The sequence below is a fragment of the Streptomyces sp. NPDC059696 genome (genome assembly GCF_042733745.1).
Taxonomy (GTDB): Bacteria; Actinomycetota; Actinomycetes; order Streptomycetales; family Streptomycetaceae; genus Streptomyces.
The window spans coordinates 245622-267340 of record NZ_JBHWFG010000001.1; the positions used below are offsets into that span (position 1 = coordinate 245622).

The window sequence follows — 21719 nt, forward strand, 5'->3', positions numbered from 1 at the left end:
CACGGGCCCAATAAAGGTGCCTGAGGTCACAAAAGGGCTCCCATGACGCGTGTTCCATGCCATGGCGTCCGAGTCCGGGCCGGCATTCCAGCCATCCATACAAGTCGGTACTCATAAAAGTGACCCTACCCAAGGCGGCCGCTGAGTGTGCTATTCGGACGTGCAAGTGATGAAACCGAGAAACCCTATCCGCCCTCCGCCGGTACGGCGACCTCCACCCGGGCTCCCGCTCGCATCCCCCACGCGTCCATCGCCCCGGCCATCGCCTCGACCACGTGCCGGGCCCGGAGGCGAGGCATCCCCAGTCGCCCCGGACGCATGGTGCGGACGGTGAGGACACGCAGGTCGCGGTCGAGATAGGCCACGTCGATCGGTATGCGCATGCGGAAGGTGTGCACGCTGTTGGCGGGGGAGAGCAGTATCGCCCCGTCGAGGGCGTCCCGCCCCAACAGGCCCTTGGTGCGCGCCCGGTAGGAGGTGGCGATCTCCAGCGGGACCCGGACGGACGGCTGTCCGTCACCCCCGTGCACGACCAGTTCCCCACGCCCGTCCCGCCAGCGCCGCCCCATCCGGACCCCCTCCGACCGTGCCACCCGTCCATGGCTTCAAGGCCCTGAAGGTAGCCGGACGCGGCGGCCCTCACATGGGCCCACGGACCCAACCGGCCCCAGTGCTTTGCTGGTTCGTGTCTGGAACTTCCCGGTGCGGCACCGCCGTTGGCGTCCCCGTGTGGCGCGTTATGCAACCGTTACGGCGCAAAGCTGACGACGAACCGCCGATTCCTCCCCATACACACCGGGAGTTGACAACCTTCACCCTGGTGCGGCCGCACCCCGCTGTATAGCTTTGGTTCGCTCAAGAGAAGCCTCGTCACCTCCCGGGAGCCGACCGTGACCCGCCGCCCCACCCTCCTCGCAGCGCTCACGCTGACCGCCGCTGCGGCCCTGACGCTGTCCGCGTGCGGGAGCGATGACAGCTCCAAGAGCAAGGACAGCGACAAGATCGCGGGAGCGGACACCGGCGAGCAGGCGACCCCGTCGACCACCCCGAAGGAGCCGGACACCACCGGCCGCCCGAAGATCGAGTTGCCGTCGGACCTCTCCTACACGTTCGACTGGCCCAAGACCGGCGACAAGGACAAGGACGCGGTCCTCGCGGACAGTGAGCAGTCCATCAAGGCGGTCGACCTCGCGATCGTCAACCAGAACGCGCTCGACAAGCCGTACCTCTACTACTACGAGGGCGAAGCGGCCGCCAGTACGCAGAAGTTCATCCAGAACTACGTCGACCACAAGGCGGCCATCACGGGCGCCTACCGCTTCTACGCTCCGCAGGTGGCGGTCGACAAGGACGGCTCGGCGTCCCTCAGCTACTGCGAGGACCAGGGCAAGGCGTACGTGAAGGACCTCAAGACCGACAAGGCCAGGAAGACCGAGGTCACGGCCAAGAGCTACGTCATCTACCACACGTCGCTCAAGAAGAACGACAAGGGCGTCTGGGTGATCCAGAAGATGGTCTCGCAGAGTGGGAGCCCCAAGTGCCGGCCGTGAGAACGCCGTTGGAAAAGCTCACCGCAGTGGTGCTGGCCGGCGCGTGCTGGTCGCTCCTGGCCCTTCCAGGAGTGGCCACCGCTGACGATACCTTGGGCGGTGACACGCAGGGCACCCACCAGGAGGCCGACGCGGGTGCGGACGGCACCGTTTCCGTCACCGTCGGAGGTGTCGTCTTCGACCGCTCGAAGAACGGCAGTGGCAAAGCCGCCGGCGCGCTCAGGGCGGCGACGTCCTGGACCCCGCCGCCCTGCTGGTACGCCCCGAAGTACACCCCGGACCAGTTGAAGAAGTACCTGGAGCCGACCTGGGAGGCCGGTTCGACGGGGTACGAGTGGGATGCCGAGCAGCGGGACCGCTACGTCGACGGACACCCCTACAAGGACTTCAACAAGGACAAGACCGGCAAGGGCTACTTCTGGGACTCCTTCGTCAACAAGGACTTCCCCCCGGGCTGGGACTCCTGCGAGGAACCCATCTTCTGGGTGGACCAGGGCGACCCCCCGCCCGCGAACATCAAGAACGCCGTCACCCCGCGGGTGCTCGCCGAACTCGCCTACGCCGAGATCCGCGTCCCCGGCACCGAGGTGACCCTCGCTCCCGCCGCCCGGACGAAGGTCAACCTCCCGACCTGGGCCTGGCTGGACGCCGCCGACTTCAAGCCGGTCTCCGTCACCGCGTCCGTACCCGTCATCGGCATCACCGCGACAGCCACCGCGACACCCCAGTCGCTGCGCATCGAGCCGGGCACGAAGGACGCCGTCACCTACCCGGCCTCCGGCGTCTGCGAGATCGCCGACGACCGTATCGGCGAGCCCTACGCCACCGGCAAGGCGAACCGCACGCCACCCTGCGGCGTGAAGTACCTCCGTTCCTCGGGCGACGGCACGTACCCCCTCCGGGCCACCGTCACCTGGAAGATCACCTGGACCGGCTCCGGCGGCGCGAGCGGCGACCTCCCGGACGGCGCCTTCGGCGCCACCCAGGACGTGGTCGTACAGGAGATCCAGGCCGTCAACCGCTGAGCGGGGCCACGGCCCCGACCGGCGAGCGGCCACCCGTGTGGGTGGCCGCTCCGCCGCGCGCGTCCTCGCCGGAACCCGAGTCGTCGACGGGCACGGGTGTTTCCCGGCGCCCCCGATCGTGGGTAGGAAAGGCCCATGACCCCTCTAGGCGCAGTGTTCCGACCCCAGTTGGCCCCCGAGCGACTCCGTTCCGTGTGTGACGTCGCGGAAAGTGCCGGGCTCGACGAGCTGTGGCTGTGGGAGGACTGTTTCAGAGAAGGCGGGATGTCGACCGCCGCGGCTGCTCTCGCCTGGACCGAGCGTGTGCGGGTGGGGGTCGGGCTGTTGCCCGTGCCCCTGCGGAACGTCGCCATCACCGCCATGGAGGCCGCCTCCCTGCACCGCATGTTCCCGGGGCGAGCGATCCTCGGCGTCGGGCACGGCGTGCAGGACTGGATGGGGCAGGTCGGCGCCCGCGTCGAGTCGCCCCTCACCCTGCTGCGTGAGCATCTCCTCGCGCTCCGGGCCCTGTTGAGCGGCGAGCGGGTCACCGTCGACGGCCGGTACGTCACGCTCGACGACGTCGCCCTCGACTGGCCGCCGACCACCCCGCAGACCGGTGTGCTGGCCGGTGCCACCGGGCCGCGGTCGCTGCGGCTCACCGGAGAGGCCGCCGACGGCACCATCCTCACCGCCGCCACCAACGCCGAGGGCGTCCGCCGAGCCCGGCGGCTCGTCGCGGAGGGGCGCGCCGCGGCCGGACGCGCGGCCGGACCGCACCCCTTCGTCGTCTATCTGCTCACCGCCACCGGGCCCGACGCCGACGCCCGCCTGCGTGCCGAGCTCGACGCCGAAGGGGTCGCCGCCGTCCCGGACCTCGGGGTCGCCGGAGACGCCGGGGCCGTCGCGGAGGCCGTCGCGCGGCTGGTCGAGGCCGGCGCCGACAGCGTCGTACTGCAGCCGACCGCGGACGAACCCGACCCGGAAGGCTTCGTGCGGTTCGCGGCCGAGGAGGTGCGTCCCCTCGTCCCCTGACCTCCGGCAAGGGGTCGGTGAGGGGCCCAGGGCGCCCGCCGGCACATAAAGAGCGGGCGTCCCCCTGCCGTCCGATGCCACCATCTCCCCATGGCACAACCCCGGGAACCGCACCCGCACCCCTCACACCCCACCTCCTACGAGGACCTCCTCGCCGAAGGGGCCTCCGTCCCCACGGAAGGCTGGGACTTCTCCTGGTTCGAGGGACGGGCGACGGAGGCACGCCCCTCCTGGGGGTACGCCGTGTCCATGGCCGACCGGCTGGGCCGGGCGAGTGCGGTGCTCGACGTGCAGACCGGGGGAGGAGAGGTGCTGGACTTCGCCCTCGCCAGGATCGCCGACGCGGGGACCGGCGACCCGACCGGGGAGAACACCACCGGAACCCCCGCCCTGCGGCAGTCTCACGTCGCCCCCGGAGAACCCGCCCCGAAGCCGCCCCTCCTCACCCTCGCCACCGAGGGCTGGCCGCCCAACGTCGCCAAGGCCACCGCCCTGCTCCGGCCGCGCGGTGTCGGGGTCGTCGCCGCCGCCGAGGACGCGCCCCTGCCCTTCGCCGACGGCGCCTTCGACCTGGTCGTCAGCCGCCATCCCGTCCGCCCCCGGTGGGACGAGATCGCCCGCGTCCTCCAGCCCGGCGGCACCTACTTCGCCCAGCACGTCGGCCCGAGCAGCGTCTTCGAACTCGTCGAGTACTTTCTCGGGCCCCAGCCGGACGACGTGCGCGGTGCCCGGCACCCCGACCGGGAGCGCGCCGAAGCCGAAGCCGCCGGGCTGGACGTCGTCGGTCTGCGGGCGGAACGGCTGCGGATGGAGTTCCACGACATCGGCGCCGTCGTGCACTTCCTGCGCAAGGTGGTCTGGATGGTTCCCGGCTTCACCGTCGAGGCCTACGAGCCACAGCTCCGGGCACTGCACGAGCGCATCCGGGCCGAGGGCCCGTTCGTGGCGCACAGCACCCGGCACCTCTTCGACGTACGCAAGCCCGCCTGACAGACGCACCGCGGGAGAGCCCGCCTGACCCACGCACCCGCGCGAGCCCGCCTGACACCCGCACCCGCGCGAGCCCGCCTGACACCCACACCCGCGGAAGCCCGCCCGGCGCCTCACGCGTGCGGGCCCACCGTCACCTCTCCCACCACCAGTTCGGGCGTCGCCTCCAGCACCTCGCCCACCCGCTCCACCTGCTCGCCCAGTTCCCGGTGCTGCCGCGCGGTCAGCCGCACGAGCGGCTCGACCGTGACGGTCGTACGACGGCCCCGGCGCCGCTGGTGCCACACCCCCGCCACCACACCGTCGACGAGCAGCACCGGGTAGTTGCCCGCCTGGCCGCCCCCGAGGGCGCGCTGGTACGCCTTTCCGGGGAACAGCCGCTCGCGGGGCTGCCCCGCGATGACGTACGCGTCGAAGTAGGGGAGCAGCCGCACACCCCGCACCGGGCCGGACGGGAAGTCGGTGTCACCCGCCGCCACCCATGCCGGTGTCCCCTCGAAGTCGACCTCCTCGATACGCCCTTCGGCGGCCAGTTCGCCGAACAGGGCCGTCGCCCAGCCGGTGGGCGCCGCCAGCCAGCGCGCGAAGTGCTGCGGCGTCGCCGGACCGTACGCGTACAGATGGCGCAGGACGAAAGCGGCCGTCGGGCTCTCCGCCGCCGCCCCCGCACCGGCCTCCGCCCCAGCGTCCCCCGGCACCGGCTGCGTGTACGTCACCTTGCGGCCGCGGTTCGGGCCGAAGCACAGCGTGCCCGCCCAGCCGGCCCGGTGCATCACCTGGCGCCAGCGCGGCCACAGGTCCTGGAAGGCCGGCATCACCCGGTCGCCGGCCCACGGGCCGGTGCGGGCGACGACCTCCTCGGACAGTTCGTCGACGGTCAGGCACCTGCCGTCGAGCGCCTCACCGATCGCCGCCACGATCCGGGCGGTCTGCTCCTCGGTGAGCCGTGCGCCGGGCGGGAACGGGCTCGGTCCGGTGGGTACCGCGGTCAGCGCCGCCGAGAAGAGGGGCAGTTCACGGGCCGGGAGGAGGTGGACCGTGCCGCGCGGGCCGTACGTCTTGATCAGGGACCGGTCGTCCCACAGCGCGGCCCGTACGTCCGCCCGCGTCGCCCCGTGCATCCGCATCCCGACCGACAGCTCCGCCGCGGAGAGCACCTGCGCGTGCGCGCCCAGCATCGCGGCGACCACCTCGGCGACCGGCGTACCGGCCGCGGCCGGCCTGGCCAGGAACTGCCGCTCCGCCCGGCGTGCGCTCGCCGCGTCCCACGTGATCCTCAGGGTCGTCGTCATGAGGCGAGGCTAGGACTCAATGAGGACAGAAACGGTCCTCTATGAGCCCCGGGCACGGCCCCTGGCGCTTCACCTCACCCGGGGGGCTCGCGGGTCGCTCCCTTCACACACCGCACTTCCGCATCATCCGACGAGGGTTTTCACATCGTTATCGGCCGCGGCTCGCTTCCGAGCGGCCGCTCACGTAAATTCGAGCAGGGTAATTCGCGTGAGCAAAGCTGCGCGGGCGGTACCGCGCAGTGGAGGGGGCTGCGCGGTGCCTGGGGGATCTTCATCGAGCCGTGCGGCGGCCATATCGGTCGGCAAACATCCGTGCCCCGACGGTCCGGGCCGCCCCGGCCCCCGTCCGGCGGTGGTTCCGGTCAAGCGGGCGTTCACAGCCGCGTCACCCGTCGGGGGGATGTCGGGACAAGTCGCCCGAGCGGGCCCCAAGGTGCGGCAAATCCGCCGGCGCTCAGCCCCCGGACGCCTGAATCCCCAGCGTATGGCCCATGTTTCGGCCAGAAGCGGGCCCTGAATCAGGGACTCCGCGAGCATCGCCGCGTCGCCGGGCGGCTCCGGAGAGTAGTTGTGGCACGCCGATGCGCGCGGCATCACTCACGAAGGGTTATGGTGGAAACCCCCCCTCGGGCCGGTCCGTCTCCCCCCCACGGACCGGCCCGTTTTTCATGGTCCACCGAGCGGCTCGAACCACCGGCCGGAACCGCTCGTTCCGTCCCCGTGGGCGGCCCGGGGCCGCGGCGAGGGTAGGCTTCGCCTCCGGGGACTGCCACACGGGCAGGGACCGCCCGCGGCCACGACCGGGCCGCACGCCGCGGCCTGTCCGATCCGTACGGAGGGGCTGACAATCACGTGAACCTGCGCGACAAGCTGCGCGGCCTGCTGGTCAGGCTGTACGCACGCCGGGTGGAAGGTCACCTGGACCACGCTCAGGTGCCCAAGCACATCGGCGTCATCATGGACGGCAACCGGCGCTGGGCGAAGGCCGCCGGTTCCAGCACCGTCGACGGCCACCGGGCCGGTGCCGGGAAGATCGAGGAGTTCCTCGGCTGGTGCACCGAGACCGACGTCGAGGTCGTCACCCTTTGGCTCCTGTCCACGGACAACTTCGACCGCCCGCGCGAGGAACTCGTCCCCCTGCTCGGCATCATCGAGGACGTCGTCCGCACCCTGGCCGCCGACGGCCGCTGGCGCGTGCACCACGTCGGCACGCCCGACTTGCTGCCCTCGGGCCTGCAGACGATCCTCAAGGAAGCCGAGGAGGCCACCGCGCACGTCGACGGCATAGTGGTCAACGTCGCCATCGGCTACGGCGGCCGCCAGGAGATCGCCGACGCGGTGCGGTCGATGCTGCTCGACGCCCAGGACAAGGGAACCTCGCTGGAGGCCCTCGCGGAGGCCGTCGACACCGACATGATCGGGCGTCACCTCTACACCAGCGACCAGCCCGACCCCGACCTGGTCATCCGCACCAGCGGCGAGCAGCGGCTGTCCGGTTTCATGCTCTGGCAGACCGCGCATTCGGAGTACTACTTCTGTGACGTGTTCTGGCCGGCGTTCCGCAAGGTGGACTTCCTGCGGGCCATGCGCGACTACGCGGCCCGCCACCGGCGCTACGGCGGCTGACGTACCCGCCGCGACGCGCGCGAATACGGGACGTCCCACGTCACACCACCTCCCGGTACCCGTTCGAGGGGGACCGGTCACGCCGAGTTCACCGGCGCGCCGTCATATGCCGTGGCATGGCGACGCTCGTTCGAGGGCATAACCCAGTCAGGTCGACGCCCGAACCACGGGTGTCGGATCTCAGCGGACGGCACGGGGCCGTCCGCCCGGGAGGCCCTTTGCACCAGCCCGATCGTGCGGTCACAGCACGGACGAAGAGGCGGAGGGCCGGTTTTCGGCCCGCGCAGGGCGGCCGACGACCGGTCCAGCTCCATACCGTCGCTCCCCGACCTCATCCGAGGGGGTACGTCCTTCCGTGGTGACCAGCACAAAGCGCCACAAGCCCGACCGGCGCACCTATGTTCTCGACACCAGCGTCCTGCTGGCCGACCCGAACGCCCTGAACCGCTTCGACGAGCACGAGGTCGTGCTCCCCATCGTCGTGGTCACGGAGCTGGAGGCGAAGCGGCACCATCCCGAACTCGGCTACTTCGCCCGGCAGGCCCTGCGCCTGCTCGACGAGCTGCGGGTCCGGCACGGTCGCCTCGACGCCCCCCTCCCCACGGGGGACCTGGGCGGGACCGTTCGTGTCGAGCTCAATCACTCGGACCCCAGCGTGCTGCCCAGCGGCTACCGCCTGGGGGACAACGACTCCCGCATCCTCGCGGTCGCCCGCAACCTGCAGGCCGAGGGACTCGACGTCACCGTCGTGTCGAAGGACCTCCCGCTCAGGATCAAGGCGTCCTCCGTCGGGCTCCTCGCCGAGGAGTACCGCGCGGAACTCGCCATCACGGACTCCTCCGGCTGGACCGGAATGTCCGAACTGACCCTGCCGGGCGAGCAGGTGGACATCCTCTTCGAGGAAGGCCATGTCTACGTCCCCGAGGCCGCCGGACTCCCGGTGCACACGGGCCTGACCATCCAGTCGGAGCGCGGCAAGGCGCTCGGACGGGTCACGCCCGAGGGCAACATCCGCGTCGTGCGCGGGGATCGGGAGGCGTTCGGCATCAAGGGCCGCAGCGCCGAGCAGCGGATCGCACTCGACCTGCTGCTCGACCCGGACGTCGGGATCGTGTCCATGGGCGGCCGGGCCGGCACCGGCAAGTCGGCGCTGGCGCTGTGTGCCGGTCTGGAGGCGGTGCTGGAGCGCCGTCAGCACCAGAAGGTGATGGTCTTCCGTCCGCTGTACGCGGTGGGCGGCCAGGAGCTGGGCTATCTGCCGGGCTCCGAGGCGGAGAAGATGAGCCCCTGGGCGCAGGCCGTGTTCGACACGCTGTCGGCGGTCACGTCCCGGGAGGTCATCGAGGAGGTGACCGCGCGCGGGATGCTGGAGGTCCTGCCGCTCACCCACATCCGCGGACGCTCGCTGCACGACGCGTTCGTGATCGTGGACGAGGCCCAGTCGCTGGAGAGGAACGTCCTTCTCACCGTTCTGTCCCGGATCGGCTCCAATTCACGGGTGGTTCTCACCCATGACGTGGCCCAGCGGGACAACCTCAGGGTCGGCCGGTACGACGGTGTCGTCGCCGTGGTCGAGAAGCTGAAGGGGCATCCGCTCTTCGCGCATGTGACCCTGACTCGGTCCGAGAGGTCCCAGATCGCCGCGCTTGTGACCGAAATGCTCGAAGACGGGCAGATCTGACCGGCCGCAGTAAGTAGTAGCGGTTATGCGATAGTTGGCGCCGTCCGGAAAAGGCCAAGAGCCTAGCCGGGCGGCGCCTTCGCGTGTGGCCGTTCCGTGGAATTTCCTGCGTCAAACGGGATGTGAGCTTTCACACGCAACGTGGAATTGCCTTGCCCCGTCGGGTTACGGCAGAGTCTCACTCCTGTCAGGCCCCGCATACGACACAGCTGTACCCCCAGCGGTACGGCACCACAAAAGCAACAGCGCCAACTGCATAGCGATGTCGTATGCCGCCCGAGCAACACGCGGCGCTCCCCCCGGGGGAGTTGCCCACCGGGCCCGCGCCTCCCGTGACCCCGCAGTTGGGGAGGCCAGTGCCAGGGGCACGATTGCGTCCGCGAGGGTCACCGAAGCGGGCGATGCTGGAAGGAAACCGTGTGAGCCGGATCTCGGTCCGGGGATTCGCAGTGGCTTCGGCCACGGCGGTCACCGCTGTCGGAAGCGTCGTCGGCGTTGCCTCGGGCAGCACCGCGCAGAACAACGACGCGGAAGCGACGGCAACCGGCGCCACGCTGCTCGCGGACATCCCCGCGGGCCAGCAGGCCCAGGTACAGACCGCGTCGCTGACGCAGCAGGCCGACGCACAGGCCATCCAGGCGGACGCGAGCGCGAAGAAGGACGCCGAGGAGGCCGCCCGCAAGGCCGCCGCCGAGACGGCCATCGCCAAGCAGGAAGCCGCGAAGAAGGCCGCCGAGGCCGCGGCCAAGGAGCGCGCGGAGGCCAAGGCCGCCGCCAGCCGCTCCAAGGACATCGCCGACTTCCCCGTCGCCAGCTCGTACAGCATCGCCCAGATCCAGGCGATGGCACGGCAGCTGGTCCCCTCGGGCCAGTTCCAGTGCTTCAGCAACATCGTGGACCACGAGTCCGACTGGAACTACAAGGCCGTCAACCCCTCCTCGGGGGCCTACGGCATGTTCCAGGCGCTCCCCGGCTCCAAGATGTCGTCCGTCGGCGCCGACTGGCGGACCAACCCGGCCACCCAGATCAAGTGGGGCCTCAACTACATGAACGACCGCTACGGCAGCCCCTGTGAGGCCTGGTCGTTCTGGCAGGCCAACCACTGGTACTGAGCCGACCGGCCCCCGGCCGATCCGTTCCTCCGCTCGAGCCCCGCACCGTCGTCCGGTGCGGGGCTCGCGCCATGTACGGTCGGACGGACGGCTCCCCGGGGGAGTGGTGCGCCAAGACGGGGGAAGAGGACGGATCATGTCGCGTGTGCCAGGGTGGCTCGGCCGGCTCGGTGCCGGGCTGACCGAGATGAGCGAGCGGTACAACGAACGCCGCGCCGAAGCCGAACGGGAGCAGGACGACGACCCCGTGGCGCGGACGCTCGCCGACGGCCAGGTACCGCCGCCCCCGGACTACGCACCCGACGTCGCCGCCCGCCCCGATCCCGCGCTCGCCGTGCCCTGGGGGGTACGGGTCGCGGCCGAGGCCGGCTGGCGGCTCCTCGTCCTCGCGGGCACCGTCTGGGTGCTGATGCGGGTCATCAGCGCCGTCCAGCTCGTGGTGCTCTCCTTCGTCATCGCCCTGCTCATCACGGCGCTGCTGCAGCCGACGGTGGCCCGACTGCGGCGCCACGGCGTGCCGCGCGGGCCGGCCACCGCGCTGACGGCCGTCCTCGGCTTCGTCGTCATGGGCCTCATCGGCTGGTTCGTGACCTGGCAGGTCATGGAGAACATCGACGACCTCTCGGGCCAGATCCAGGACGGCATCGACGAGTTGCGGAACTGGCTGCTGAACAGCCCCTTCCACGTCACGGACAAGCAGATCAACGAGATCGCCACCAACCTGCGCGAGGCGGTCGGGGCGAACACCGACCAGATCACCTCCGCCGGGCTCGAGGGCGTCACGGTCGTCGTCGAGGCCCTGACCGGGATCCTGCTGTCCGTCTTCTGCACGCTGTTCCTGCTCTACGACGGCAAGCGGATCTGGCAGTGGACGCTGAGGCTGGTGCCGGCGGCGGCCCGGCCGGGAGTGGCCGGGGCCGGTCCCGCGGCGTGGCGGACGCTGACGGCGTACGTGCGGGGCACGGTCATCGTCGCGCTGATCGACGCCATCTTCATCGGGCTCGGGATCTACTTCCTCGATGTGCCGATGGCCGTGCCGCTGGCGGTGTTCATCTTCCTGTTCGCGTTCATCCCGCTGGTGGGCGCGGTGGTGTCCGGTGCGCTGGCGGTGGTCGTCGCGCTCGTCACCCAGGGCGTGTTCACGGCTGTCATGACCCTCGTGGTGGTGCTGGCGGTGCAGCAGATCGAGGGGCACATCCTGCAGCCGTTCATCCTCGGACGGGCGGTGCGGGTGCATCCGCTGGCCGTGGTGCTGTCGGTCGCGGCGGGCGGGATGGTCGCCGGGATCGGCGGCGCCGTGGTCGCCGTGCCGCTGGTGGCGGTGACGAACACGGTCGTCGGCTATCTGCGGTCCTACTCGCAGAAGTCGGCCCTGCGGCACTCGGTCCGGCCACGCGGGGCCACGGCGGTCAGCGCCGAGCCCACGCCTGACGCGCCGTCGCAGTAGCGGAACCCCCGGCAGGACAACACCACCCCCGGCAGGACAACACCACCCCCGGCAGGACAACACCACAGGGCCCCGCCCACCGGTCAGGTGGGCGGGGCCCTGTGGTGCGGGGCGGGCAGCCGGGGTTACTCGGCCAGAACCGCCTCGGCGTCCAGCGTGACGCCGACCGCCTGGATCACGGAAGCGATCTTGAACGCCTCCTGGATGACATCGCGTTCCAGGCCCGCCTTGCGCAGCACCTGCTCGTGCGAGTCGAGGCACATGCCGCAGCCGTTGATCGCGGAGACCGCGAAGGACCACAGCTCGAAGTCGACCTTGTCGACGCCCGGGTTGCCGATGACGTTCATCCGCAGACCCGCGCGCAGGGTGCCGTACTCGTGGTCCGACAGCAGGTGACGCGTGCGGTAGAAGACGTTGTTCATCGCCATCACCGCGGCGGCGGCCTTGGCCGCCGTGTAGGCCTCCGGCGACAGGTTCGCCTTGGCCTCCGGCTCCAGCTCGCGCAGCACGATCGGGGAGCGCGAGGCGATCGCCGTCGACAGGACCGTGCCCCACAGCTGCTGCGCCGGCAGGTCGGAGTTGCCGATGACCGAGCCCAGGTTCAGCTTCAGGTCCTTGGCGTAGTCCGGTATCGCGGACTTCAGTGCGTCGAGGGACATGTCAGATCACTCTCCGGAGAGCAGCGCGACCGGGTCGAGGGTCTCGTCGCCCTTGGACCAGTTGCAGGGGCAGAGCTCGTCCGTCTGGAGCGCGTCCAGGACCCGGAGGACCTCCTTGGGGTTACGGCCGACCGAACCCGCGGTCACCATCGAGAACTGGATCTCGTTGTTCTGGTCCACGATGAACACCGCGCGCTTGGCGAAGCCGTCCTCGCCCTCGATGCCCAGCTCGCGCATCAGCTCGTGCTTGGAGTCGGCCATCATCGGGAAGGGCAGGTCACGCAGGTCGTCGTGGTCCTTGCGCCAGGCGTGGTGGACGAACTCGGAGTCACCGGAGAAGCCGAGGACCTGCGCGTCGCGGTCCGCGAACTCCTCGTTCAGCTTGCCGAAGGCGGCGATCTCGGTCGGGCACACGAAGGTGAAGTCCTTGGGCCAGGCGAAGATGACCTTCCACTGACCCTCGTAGGTCTTGTGGTCGATCTGCTGGAACTCCTTGCCCTTCTCCAGCGAGACACAGGCGGTCAGGTCGAACTCGGGGAACTTGTCACCGACAGTGAGCACACGCTCTCCTTGCAGCGAAGGAAACACCCGGATCGCGGGCGTTTCCCATGGGTTGGACTCTGTTGATGTTGGCACAGGCTCGATTGATTACGGAAATAGCTACACTCGGTCGGGTTGATCGGAGGTAGTTATCAGTGACTTTCGGTAGCAAGCGGAGGCAGCCCAGTCTCGCCCAGCTCCGGGCCTTCGCGGCGGTGGCCGAGCACCTTCATTTCCGGGACGCGGCGGCGGCGATCGGCATGAGCCAGCCTGCCCTCTCGGGCGCCGTGTCGGCCCTGGAGGAGACACTCGGAGTGACGCTCCTCGAGCGTACGACGCGCAAGGTGCTGCTCTCGCCCGAGGGGGAGCGGATCGCCGTACGGGTCAAGGCGGTTCTGGCGGAGATGGGGGCGCTCATGGAGGAGGCCGAGGCGGTCCGGGCGCCCTTCACCGGGGCGCTGCGCCTCGGGGTGATCCCGACGGTCGCGCCCTATCTGCTGCCGACGGTGCTGCGGCTCGTCCACGACCGGTATCCGCAGCTCGACCTCCAGGTGCACGAGGAGCAGACCGCCAGCCTCCTCGACGGTCTCACCAGCGGGCGCCTTGATCTGCTGCTGCTCGCGGTGCCGCTGGGCGTGCCGGGGGTGGCCGAACTGCCCCTGTTCGACGAGGACTTCGTGCTCGTCACGCCGCTCAACCACTGGCTCGGCGGGTGGGAGGGCATTCCGCGCGACGCGCTGCGCGAGCTGAACCTGCTGCTGCTGGACGAGGGGCACTGCCTGCGCGACCAGGCCCTCGACATCTGCCGGGAGGCCGGCCGCGACGACGTGCCGGTCACCACGACCGCCGCCGGGCTGTCCACCCTGGTGCAGCTCGTCGCGGGCGGACTCGGAGTGACGCTGCTGCCGCGCACCGCCGTGAAGGTGGAGACCTCCCGCAGCAACCAGCTCCTCACCGGGTACTTCGCCGACCCGGCCCCGACCCGCCGTATCGCACTGGCGATGCGGGCGGGGGCCGCGCGCGCCGCGGAGTACGAGGAACTGGCGGCAGCCCTCCGCGAGGCCCTGCGCCCGCTGCCGGTACGCGTCCTGGACCGCGACGCCTGAGGCCCACGGACCACCACGCCTGACGCCCACGCCCGGGCCGGGCCCGTGCCGACACCGGCACGGGCCCGGCCCGGGGCGCGGACAGCCCGCGCGGGGTCCGGTCCTACTCGGTGCGCAGACCCTCCGGCCGCATCAGCTTCAGCAGCGGTGGCAGGCTCAGCAGGGTCACCGCGAGGACGACGCCCGCGCCGATGCCGGTCATCGACAGCACGCTCGGCCAGTCCACCCGGACCGACGTGTTGGTCATCCGCAGCAGCACCGCGCCCAGCGCCATGCCCACCGACGCGGCGAGCAACAGGCCCAGCCCGATGGGGATCGCCGTCTGCCACAGCACCGACAGGCCGAGGGTGCGGCGGCGGGTGCCGAAGGCCACCAGGGCCGACAGCAGCTTGCGGCGTTCCCGCAGCTGCTCCAGCTGCGAGACCAGCAGACTCGCCCCGATCAGCGCCAGCACACAGGCGGCGCCCACGGACAGGCCGGTGCGGATGGCGGCGTAGTGCCTGTTGCTCTCGGTGCTGTGCCACGTCATCGGCTGGATGGCCCGGTCCAGCCGCGCGGCCGTGTTGCGCACGTGGTCGTACGCGTCCGGCTCCGAGGGGTCCAAGCTCAGGAACAGCCGGGTGGAGATGAACGGTGCGAGCCGCTCGGGCAGCGCACCGGGCGTGATCAGGATGCCGCCGCGGTCGTACCCGGTGGGATCCTCGCGGGACATGGCCTGCCGGATCCCGCGCGGCACGGTCCAGGAGACCTTGCGGCCGGAGTCCTCCGTCTCGGCCACCAGCTTCGTACCGGGCTTGGCCAGGTGCTCGCTCTCGCTGTCGTACTGCGAGCCCTTGACCGCGAACACGTCACCGTCGCGGCAGGAGGGGAACGTGGCCACCTCGCGCAGCGACGCGCAGTCGGCCAGGGTGACCTGGATGACCTCCGCCTCGCCCCGCCGGTCGCCGAGATAGGCGTCGGACAGCGCGGTGACCTTGCGCACACCCTCGGTGTCGCGGTACTTCCCGACGACGGCCGCGGTGTCGGAGCCGTCCGGCACGTCCACGCTCATCTGGGCCCGGGAGACGTCGTACCGCGACGCGCGGGTGTAGGTGCCCTCCACCCCGGCGAACAGCATCTGCAGCGCGATCGCCCCGGCCACCGCCACCGCGATGCCGTTGACCATCCGGGCCGCCGCACCGCTGCTCAACTGAAGCCGGCGTACGGCCAGTTGCCAGGACACGCCGCCCGGCCCGAGCCGGCTCACGACCGTCTCCACCACCCAGGGCAGCAGGGCCGTGACACCGACCAGCAGCAGCATCACGCCGCCGACGACGAGGTACTGGTTGAAGTTCCCGCCGTCGTCGCCCTGCCCGACCATCGGGAAGAGCAGGGCGAGCCCGCCGAGCGGCAGCAGCAGCCGCCACCACAGCCTGCGCCGCGCGGGTCTGGCCGTGCGCACCACGCCGAGCGGCTCGATGACCACACCGCGCAGGGCGAGGACCGTCACCACGACCGCGGCCGCCGGCACCGCCAGCGCGACCAGGACGGCCAGCGCGGGCGAGGGGTTCAGATAGCTCGGGAACACACTGACCCGGAACACCTCGGCGGAGGCCGCGAGTTGGCGTCCGATCAGGAAGAACCCGAAGCCGAGGACGAGCCCGAGCACCGAACCGGCCAGAGCCTCACCGGCCGCGATCCGCCGGGTCATCCGGCTGTCGGAACCGACCAGCCGCAGGGCCGCCAGCCGGCGGTCACGCCGCTCCCCGCCGAAGCGCACCGCGGCGGCGATGAACACGGCGACCGGCATCAGCAGCACCACGAAGACGACCAGGACCAGCAGCAGCAGCACCGGGTCCCAGCGGTCGGACGGCCCCAGGTCGTCGTTGCCGAAGTGGTCGATGCGGGCTCCGCTGGAGGGACCTTCGAGCACCTTCGCGAGCCCCTCGCCGCCCGCGAAGTAGGCGAGTTCCTGGGAGCCGACCAGTCCCTGCTCGCCGATGGTCCCCGCGATCCGGTAGTCCAGCCGCTCCCGCAGCAGCTCGCCCTCGTCGGAGGCGAGCAGGTCCTTCAGCGCGGGGGAGACGACCATCTCGCCCGCCGCCGGGAACGCCGCCACCCCGGGCGGCAGCGGAGCGCGCGGGCCCTCCGCCTCCAGCAGCCGGCCGCGTACGTCCATGTCCCGGAACGTGGTGTCCGCGTCCACGACGATCAGCGTGTCGTCGGCCTTCGGGATCTCCTGCTGGCCGATGGTGTGGTCGCTGCGGGCCTTCTCGCGCCGGTCGCGTTCCGCCAGCGCGCCCGGGATGGCGGTGGTCAGCAGCAGCAGTGCCACCCCGAGTCCGACACCGACGGCGGTGAGCAGCGCCCGGGTCCACCCCTCGCGTCCGCCGGCGAGGGCGAACCGGGCCCCCAGGGCGAGGTCCCGGCTCCACTGCCTGACGCTCATACGACGCGCTCCATGTCACGCGACTTGCCGTCCCGTACGACGATCTCGCGGTCGGAGTACGCGGCCACCCGCGCCTCGTGCGTGACGAGCACCACGGCCGCGTTGGCGGACCGGGCGGCGTCCGTGAGCAGTTCCATCACCCGCTCGCCGTTGAACGAGTCGAGCGCGCCGGTCGGTTCGTCGGCGAACACCACCCGCGGGCCGGTCACCAGCGAACGGGCCACGGCGACGCGCTGCCCCTGACCGCCGGACACCTCGCCGGGCCGCTTCTTGCGCAGGTCGTCGACCTCCAGACGTTCCATCCACCCCAGCGCGGTGCGCTCGGCCTCCTTGCGGGACGAGCCGTTCAGCCGCAGCGGCAGGGCCACGTTCTCCACGCAGGTGAGTTCCGGCACGAGCTGCCCGAACTGGAACACGAACCCGAAGTCCGAGCGCCGCAGCGCGCTGCGCTCGGCGTCGCTCATCGCGGTCACCTCACGCCCGGCGTAGGTGATCGAGCCCGAGTCGGGCATCACGATCCCGGCGAGACAGTGCAGCAGCGTCGACTTGCCCGACCCGGACGGGCCCATCACGGCGACGACCTCGCCGGGATGGATGGAGAACGCGGCGCCGTCGAGCGCGGTCGTCGGGCCGTAGGCCTTGCGCAGGTCCTGGGCGGTGAGGAGGGAACCGGCGGGGATCGTCATCGGGCCACCGCCTCACGGAGCTTGTCCAGACGCGCCGCGGTCAGCTCCAGCCAGCGCAGATCCGCCTCCAGGTGGAACAGCGCGTGGTCGCAGATGAGCTGGTCGGCCAGATCGCCCTTGCGCTTGCGGTCGGTGAGGATCCGCATGCTGCGCAGGTGCTCGGAGCGCTGCGTGTCGAGGATGTCACCGGCGTCGCGGTGGGTGAGCAGCGCCAGGACGACCTTGGTGTAGAGGGTCGACTGGAGGTACGGCTCCGGCTTCTCGGGCGTGGCGAGCCAGCGCGCCACGTCGGTGATGCCGGCCTCGGTGATGGCGTACCGCTTACGCTCGGGACCGCCGCCCGCCTCGATGCCGTCGACCTCGACGAGCCCGTTCTTCAGCAGGCGGGACATCGTCGAGTAGACCTGGCCGTAGTGGAGCGGCCGGTCGTGACCGAACTTCTCGTCGAAGGCCCGCTTGAGGTCGTAACCGTGGCGCGGGCCGGACTCCAGGAGTCCCAGGAGAGTGTGACCGATGGACATGCCTGGGACTGTACACGTCGTGTATACGCACGATGTATACGCCGGGTGTGCAGTCCATGGCGGGGTGTGCGGGAGCGCAGGTGGGGGCCGTTGTCACGGTTCCGCAACAGCCCTCGCCGCCGCGGCCGGACAACGCCCCCCGAGGATGGTTCAGCTCTTCGGCGCCCCACCGGAGCCACCGGGCGCTCCACCGGAGCCGCCGGGCGCCCCACCCGAGCCACCGGGCGCCCCACCCGAGCCACCGGGTGATCCGCCTGAGCCGCCGGGCGCCCCACCCGAGCCGCCGGATGGTCCGCCCGAGCCGCCGGGTGGCCGGCCCCGTCGGGGGAGTGGTCCGGTCTCCCGGGGGAGCCGTCCCGCCTCCGCCAGCGCCTTGCGCAGCAGGAACTCGATCTGTGCGTTGGCCGACCTGAGCTCGTCCCCGGCCCACCGCGCGAGCGCCTCGTACACCGCCGGGTCCAGCCGCAGCAGCACCTGCTTGCGCTGCTGCTGCGGCCGGCGCTGCGGGCCCCGGCCCTCGGGAGGGACCGTCACTGGTAGAGGGACCCGGTGTTGAGGACGGGCTGCGCGGCCCGGTCCCCGCACAGCACCACCATCAGGTTGGACACCATCGCCGCCTTCCGCTCGGAGTCCAGCTCCACGATGTCCCGCTCGGTGATCCGGGCGATCGCGGCCTCGACCATGCCGACCGCTCCGTCCACGATCTGCCGCCGCGCCGCGACCACCGCTCCGGCCTGCTGCCGCTGGAGCATCGCCGAGGCGATCTCGGGGGCGTAGGCGAGGTGCGTGAAGCGGGACTCGATGATCTGCACCCCGGCCGCCTCCACGCGCGCGTGCAGCTCCACCGCGAGCTTCTCGGTGATCTCCTCGGCGTTGCCGCGCAGCGAGAGGCCGTCCTCCTCGTGGGCGTCGTAGGGGTACTCGATGGCGATGTGCCGCACCGCCGCCTCGGTCTGGGTGGAGACGAACTCGATGTAGTCGTCGACCTCGAAGGTGGCCTGGGCGGTGTCCTCGACGCGCCAGACCACGACCGCGGCGAGCTCGATCGGGTTGCCGTAGGCGTCGTTGACCTTGAGCACGGCGGTCTCGTGGTTGCGCACGCGGGTGGAGATCTTCGTGCGCGAGGTGAAGGGGTTCACCCAGCGCAGGCCGTCCTGCCGGATCGTGCCGCGGTAGCGGCCGAAGAGCTGGACGACCCGGGCCTCACCCGGCGCCACCATGTTCAGCCCGCACATGGCGAGGAACGCCGCGAGCGCGACCAGGATGCCGCCGATGATCAGCGCTGCCTGCGCGCCGGACGCGTGCACCGAGGTGGCGGCCGCGATCAGCCCGGCACCGGCCAGCAGTCCGAGCAGGCCCAGCAGCAGGGCGAGCCCGCCGCCGATGCTGTGGGCGGCGAACTCCCGCACCCGGGGTGCCGGCATCTCGGGCACATCGGCCGTGACCTGCGGTTCGGTCGTGGACATGGGTGATCCCCCGTTTCTCCTGGGAAGCCGCTGCTGCTTGGCTTCCGTCTATCTAAGTGATATCACTTTCTGGCGCCCTGGCAACCCTGAGGGTGTCTCGAACGTCGGTTCCGTTGGGATGGGTGCTGATTGTCACGTCCGCAAAGGGCCGGATCGGCTGCCCTATCTCATATCTCCCGGTGTTAGCTTTCTGAGCTGACCTGACCGGCGAACCTGTGTGACGCGTGAGCACACATGAACGAAGCGGAGCGGATCGGACCCATGGGACGAGCGGAAGAGAGACGCGCCAGACAGCGCGGTGGGCGCCGGGCGGCGCCCGGGCGCCGCCGTTCGTCGGACGCGGCCGGGGGGAAGAGCGGCATACGCAGGCTCTTCACCTGGAAGAAGCTCCTCGGCACCTTCCTCGGCGTGTGCCTGCTGGGCATGGGCGCCTTCATCGTGCTGTACATGGTGATCGACATCCCCGAGGGGAAAGCCGACGCCAAGCGGCAGAGCAACATCTACAAGTACAGCGACGGCTCGATCATGGCCCGCGACGGCAAGGTCAACCGCGAGAACGTCGATCTGTCCCGCGTCCCCAAGGGCGTCCGGATGACCTTCGTCGCCGCCGAGAACAAGACCTTCTTCAAGGACTCCGGTGTCGACTTCAAGGGCACCGCGCGCGGCCTGTTCAACACACTGTCGGGCCGCGGCGCGCAGGGCGGTTCGACGATCACCCAGCAGTACGTCAAGAACTACTACCTGACGCAGGAGCAGACCGTCTCGCGCAAGCTCAAGGAGATGGTCATCTCGCTGAAGCTGGACCGGGAGAAGTCCAAGGACTACATCCTCGCCGGGTACATCAACACCAGCTACTACGGGCGCAACGCCTACGGCATCCAGGCCGCCGCCCAGGCCTACTACCGCAAGGACGCCGAGGACCTCACGGTCGCGCAGGGCGCCTACCTCGCCGCCCTCCTCCAGGCCCCCAGCCAGTACGACTGGGCCGTCGCCTCCAAGGACGGCAAGAAGCTGGTGAAGGCGCGCTGGAACTACGTCCTCGACAACATGGTCGACCAGGGCTGGCTGAGCGCGTCCGAGCGGGCCGGCATGACGTTCCCGGTGCCGGAGGAGCCCAAGCCCGCCCCGGGTATGGAGGGCCAGAAGGGCTACCTGGTCAACGCGGCCAACGCGGCCCTCGAGAGGCGGCTCGTCGCCGAGGGCACCGCCGACGACGCGAAGGAAGCCGAGGCGCTGGTCAACGCCGGCGGCTGGACCCTCACGCTCAACATCGACAAGAAGAAGCAGGCAGCGCTGGAGAAGTCGGTCCGCCAGCAGCTGACCAGCAAGCTCGACCCCGAGAAGCGCAAGGTGGACGGAGACGTCCAGGCCGGTGCCGCGTCGGTGAACCCGAAGACGGGCGCCGTGGTCGCGATGTACGGCGGCGAGGACTACTTCAAGCACTACACCAACAACGCCACCCGCGCCGACTACCAGCCCGCCTCCACCTTCAAGCCGGTCATCCTGGCCGCGGCCCTGGAGGAACAGGCGACGACGCAGGACGGCAAGCCGATCACCGCGAACACGATCTACGACGGCACGAGCAAGCGCCCGGTCGTGGAGGACGGCACCAAGGTGGGCTTCGCCCCCGAGAACGAGGACGACCGCAACTACGGCCCGATCTCCGTCCAGACGGCCATGAACAAGTCCGTCAACTCGGTCTTCGCGCAGATGGGCGTCGACGTCGGCATGTCCGAGGTGGTGAAGGTCGCCGGCAAGCTCGGCATGGACACCGAGAACATGGAGGCCGTGCCCGCCCAGACCCTCGGCAGCATGGGCGCCAGCCCCCTGCAGATGGCCGGTGTCTACGCGACCCTGGACAACCACGGCAAGAAGGTCACTCCGGCGGTCCTGAAGTCGGCGGAGCACCTCAACCAGAGCGTCACCCTGCCCGACCCGGTCGGCGACCAGGTCATCAGCCGGCAGGCCGCCGACTCGGTCACCTCGGTGCTGACCGGCGTGGTCGACGACGGCACCGCCCAGGCGTCCGTGCGCAACAACCCGCTGCGCGACGGCCAGCAGGTCGCGGGCAAGACCGGTACGTCCGACAACAACAAGTCGGCCTGGTTCACCGGCTACACCCCGAAGCTGGTCACCTCGGTCGGCCTGTTCGGCGAGGACGCCAAGACGCACGCCCAGGTGGCGATGTACAAGGCGGCCGGCGAACCCCGGATCAACGGCGGTGACTTCCCGGCGCGGATCTGGGCGCAGTACACCTTCGGTGTGATGGGCGGCGTCAGCGAGTTCGACCTCGACACCCAGCAGGGCGCGGCCGTTCAGCCGACCTGGACGCCCACGCCCACGCAGGAGCCGACGAAGGAGCCGACCGAGGAGCCGACGACGAAGGAACCGTCGTCGTCCCCGCCGCCGACGACCGAGAAGCCGTCGTCGTCCCCGCCGGCCTCCCCGTCGACGACCCCGCCCACCCAGACCCCGCCCTCGTCCCCGCAGACGACACCACCGGGCGACGGCGGCGACCCGTTCGACCCGATCAGACCGGGCAAGGACGACCAGTAGGGACGACCGGCAGCAGACGC

General features: G+C 70.7%; 18 protein-coding genes and 1 pseudogene. 10 read left to right on the forward strand and 9 right to left on the reverse strand.

Annotated features, from left to right (window positions below; translation table 11 throughout):
• Positions 1-185 precede the first annotated feature (185 nt).
• Positions 186-569 carry a DUF192 domain-containing protein gene (locus ACFV20_RS01125; RefSeq protein WP_385650906.1) on the reverse strand — a complete coding sequence of 128 codons (384 nt, stop codon included), beginning with the start codon at positions 567-569 and terminating at the stop codon, positions 186-188.
• 321 nt (positions 570-890) lie between these two features.
• Here ACFV20_RS01125 and ACFV20_RS01130 point away from each other — a divergent pair, with 321 nt between their 5' ends.
• The 4 genes from ACFV20_RS01130 (at position 891) to ACFV20_RS01145 (ending at position 4579) form a co-directional block, all read left to right on the forward strand.
• The gene (locus tag ACFV20_RS01130) at positions 891-1550 is read left to right on the forward strand and encodes a hypothetical protein (RefSeq protein ID WP_385650908.1); all 660 of its coding nucleotides are present in this window, start codon (positions 891-893) and stop codon (positions 1548-1550) included.
• Entirely contained in the window at positions 1538-2575 is a 1038-nt protein-coding gene (locus ACFV20_RS01135) for a hypothetical protein (protein ID WP_385650910.1), read from the forward strand. Before ACFV20_RS01130 ends, ACFV20_RS01135 begins: the two co-directional genes overlap by 13 nt.
• Positions 2576-2710: 135 nt before the next feature.
• Positions 2711-3589, forward strand: coding sequence for an LLM class flavin-dependent oxidoreductase (locus ACFV20_RS01140; RefSeq protein WP_385650913.1), 879 nt, complete (start codon positions 2711-2713; stop codon positions 3587-3589).
• Positions 3590-3679: 90 nt separating this feature from the next.
• Positions 3680-4579, forward strand: coding sequence for a methyltransferase domain-containing protein (locus ACFV20_RS01145; RefSeq protein ID WP_385650914.1), 900 nt, complete (start codon positions 3680-3682; stop codon positions 4577-4579).
• Positions 4580-4692: 113 nt separating this feature from the next.
• Here ACFV20_RS01145 and ACFV20_RS01150 read toward each other — a convergent pair whose 3' ends face one another.
• Positions 4693-5871, reverse strand: coding sequence for a winged helix DNA-binding domain-containing protein (locus tag ACFV20_RS01150; protein WP_385650916.1), 1179 nt, complete (start codon positions 5869-5871; stop codon positions 4693-4695).
• An 852-nt stretch (positions 5872-6723) separates the two neighbouring features.
• Here ACFV20_RS01150 and ACFV20_RS01155 point away from each other — a divergent pair.
• The 4 genes from ACFV20_RS01155 (at position 6724) to ACFV20_RS01170 (ending at position 11737) form a co-directional block, all read left to right on the forward strand.
• Positions 6724-7497, forward strand: coding sequence for an isoprenyl transferase (locus ACFV20_RS01155; protein WP_385650919.1), 774 nt, complete (start codon positions 6724-6726; stop codon positions 7495-7497).
• Positions 7498-7852: 355 nt separating this feature from the next.
• Positions 7853-9178, forward strand: a complete 1326-nt coding sequence (locus ACFV20_RS01160; protein ID WP_385650920.1) for a PhoH family protein — start codon at positions 7853-7855, stop codon at positions 9176-9178.
• A gap of 401 nt (positions 9179-9579) precedes the next feature.
• Complete coding sequence (locus tag ACFV20_RS01165; protein WP_385650922.1) at positions 9580-10290, forward strand: transglycosylase SLT domain-containing protein; 711 nt, start codon at positions 9580-9582, stop codon at positions 10288-10290.
• Between the two features lie 136 nt (positions 10291-10426).
• Positions 10427-11737: an AI-2E family transporter gene (locus ACFV20_RS01170; protein WP_385650924.1), complete on the forward strand. Its 1311-nt coding sequence runs from the start codon at positions 10427-10429 to the stop codon at positions 11735-11737.
• Between the two features lie 125 nt (positions 11738-11862).
• Here the strand turns inward: ACFV20_RS01170 and ACFV20_RS01175 are convergent, their stop codons facing one another.
• Both ACFV20_RS01175 and ACFV20_RS01180 read right to left on the reverse strand, forming a co-directional pair.
• On the reverse strand, positions 11863-12396 hold the full coding sequence (locus ACFV20_RS01175) for an alkyl hydroperoxide reductase (protein WP_385650926.1): 534 nt from the start codon (positions 12394-12396) through the stop codon (positions 11863-11865).
• Between the two features lie 6 nt (positions 12397-12402).
• Positions 12403-12957, reverse strand: a complete 555-nt coding sequence (locus ACFV20_RS01180) for a peroxiredoxin (protein ID WP_234846702.1) — start codon at positions 12955-12957, stop codon at positions 12403-12405.
• A 134-nt stretch (positions 12958-13091) separates the two neighbouring features.
• Between ACFV20_RS01180 and ACFV20_RS01185 the strand changes: the two genes are divergently transcribed.
• Entirely contained in the window at positions 13092-14042 is a 951-nt protein-coding gene (locus tag ACFV20_RS01185; RefSeq protein WP_385650929.1) for a LysR substrate-binding domain-containing protein, read from the forward strand.
• A 103-nt stretch (positions 14043-14145) separates the two neighbouring features.
• Here ACFV20_RS01185 and ACFV20_RS01190 read toward each other — a convergent pair whose 3' ends face one another.
• The 5 genes and pseudogenes from ACFV20_RS01190 to ACFV20_RS01210 form a co-directional block, all read right to left on the reverse strand.
• Positions 14146-16470 (reverse strand): ABC transporter permease, encoded by a 2325-nt coding sequence (locus tag ACFV20_RS01190; RefSeq protein WP_385650932.1) that lies wholly within the window; start codon positions 16468-16470, stop codon positions 14146-14148.
• On the reverse strand, positions 16467-17156 hold the full coding sequence (locus ACFV20_RS01195) for an ABC transporter ATP-binding protein (protein ID WP_385650935.1): 690 nt from the start codon (positions 17154-17156) through the stop codon (positions 16467-16469). Before ACFV20_RS01195 ends, ACFV20_RS01190 begins: the two co-directional genes overlap by 4 nt.
• Entirely contained in the window at positions 17153-17677 is a 525-nt protein-coding gene (locus tag ACFV20_RS01200; RefSeq protein ID WP_361946296.1) for a PadR family transcriptional regulator, read from the reverse strand. The genes ACFV20_RS01195 and ACFV20_RS01200 overlap by 4 nt, the downstream gene beginning before the upstream one ends.
• Before the next feature lie 288 nt (positions 17678-17965).
• Positions 17966-18262: pseudogene (locus ACFV20_RS01205) on the reverse strand (hypothetical protein); the annotation flags it as partial.
• Positions 18208-19143 carry an SPFH domain-containing protein gene (locus ACFV20_RS01210; RefSeq protein ID WP_385650939.1) on the reverse strand — a complete coding sequence of 312 codons (936 nt, stop codon included), beginning with the start codon at positions 19141-19143 and terminating at the stop codon, positions 18208-18210. The pseudogene ACFV20_RS01205 and the gene ACFV20_RS01210, both read right to left, overlap by 55 nt.
• A gap of 261 nt (positions 19144-19404) precedes the next feature.
• On the opposite strand from ACFV20_RS01210, the gene ACFV20_RS01215 reads away from it, so the two are divergent.
• The gene (locus tag ACFV20_RS01215; protein WP_385650940.1) at positions 19405-21699 is read left to right on the forward strand and encodes a transglycosylase domain-containing protein; all 2295 of its coding nucleotides are present in this window, start codon (positions 19405-19407) and stop codon (positions 21697-21699) included.
• The last annotated feature ends 20 nt before the right edge of the window (positions 21700-21719 follow it).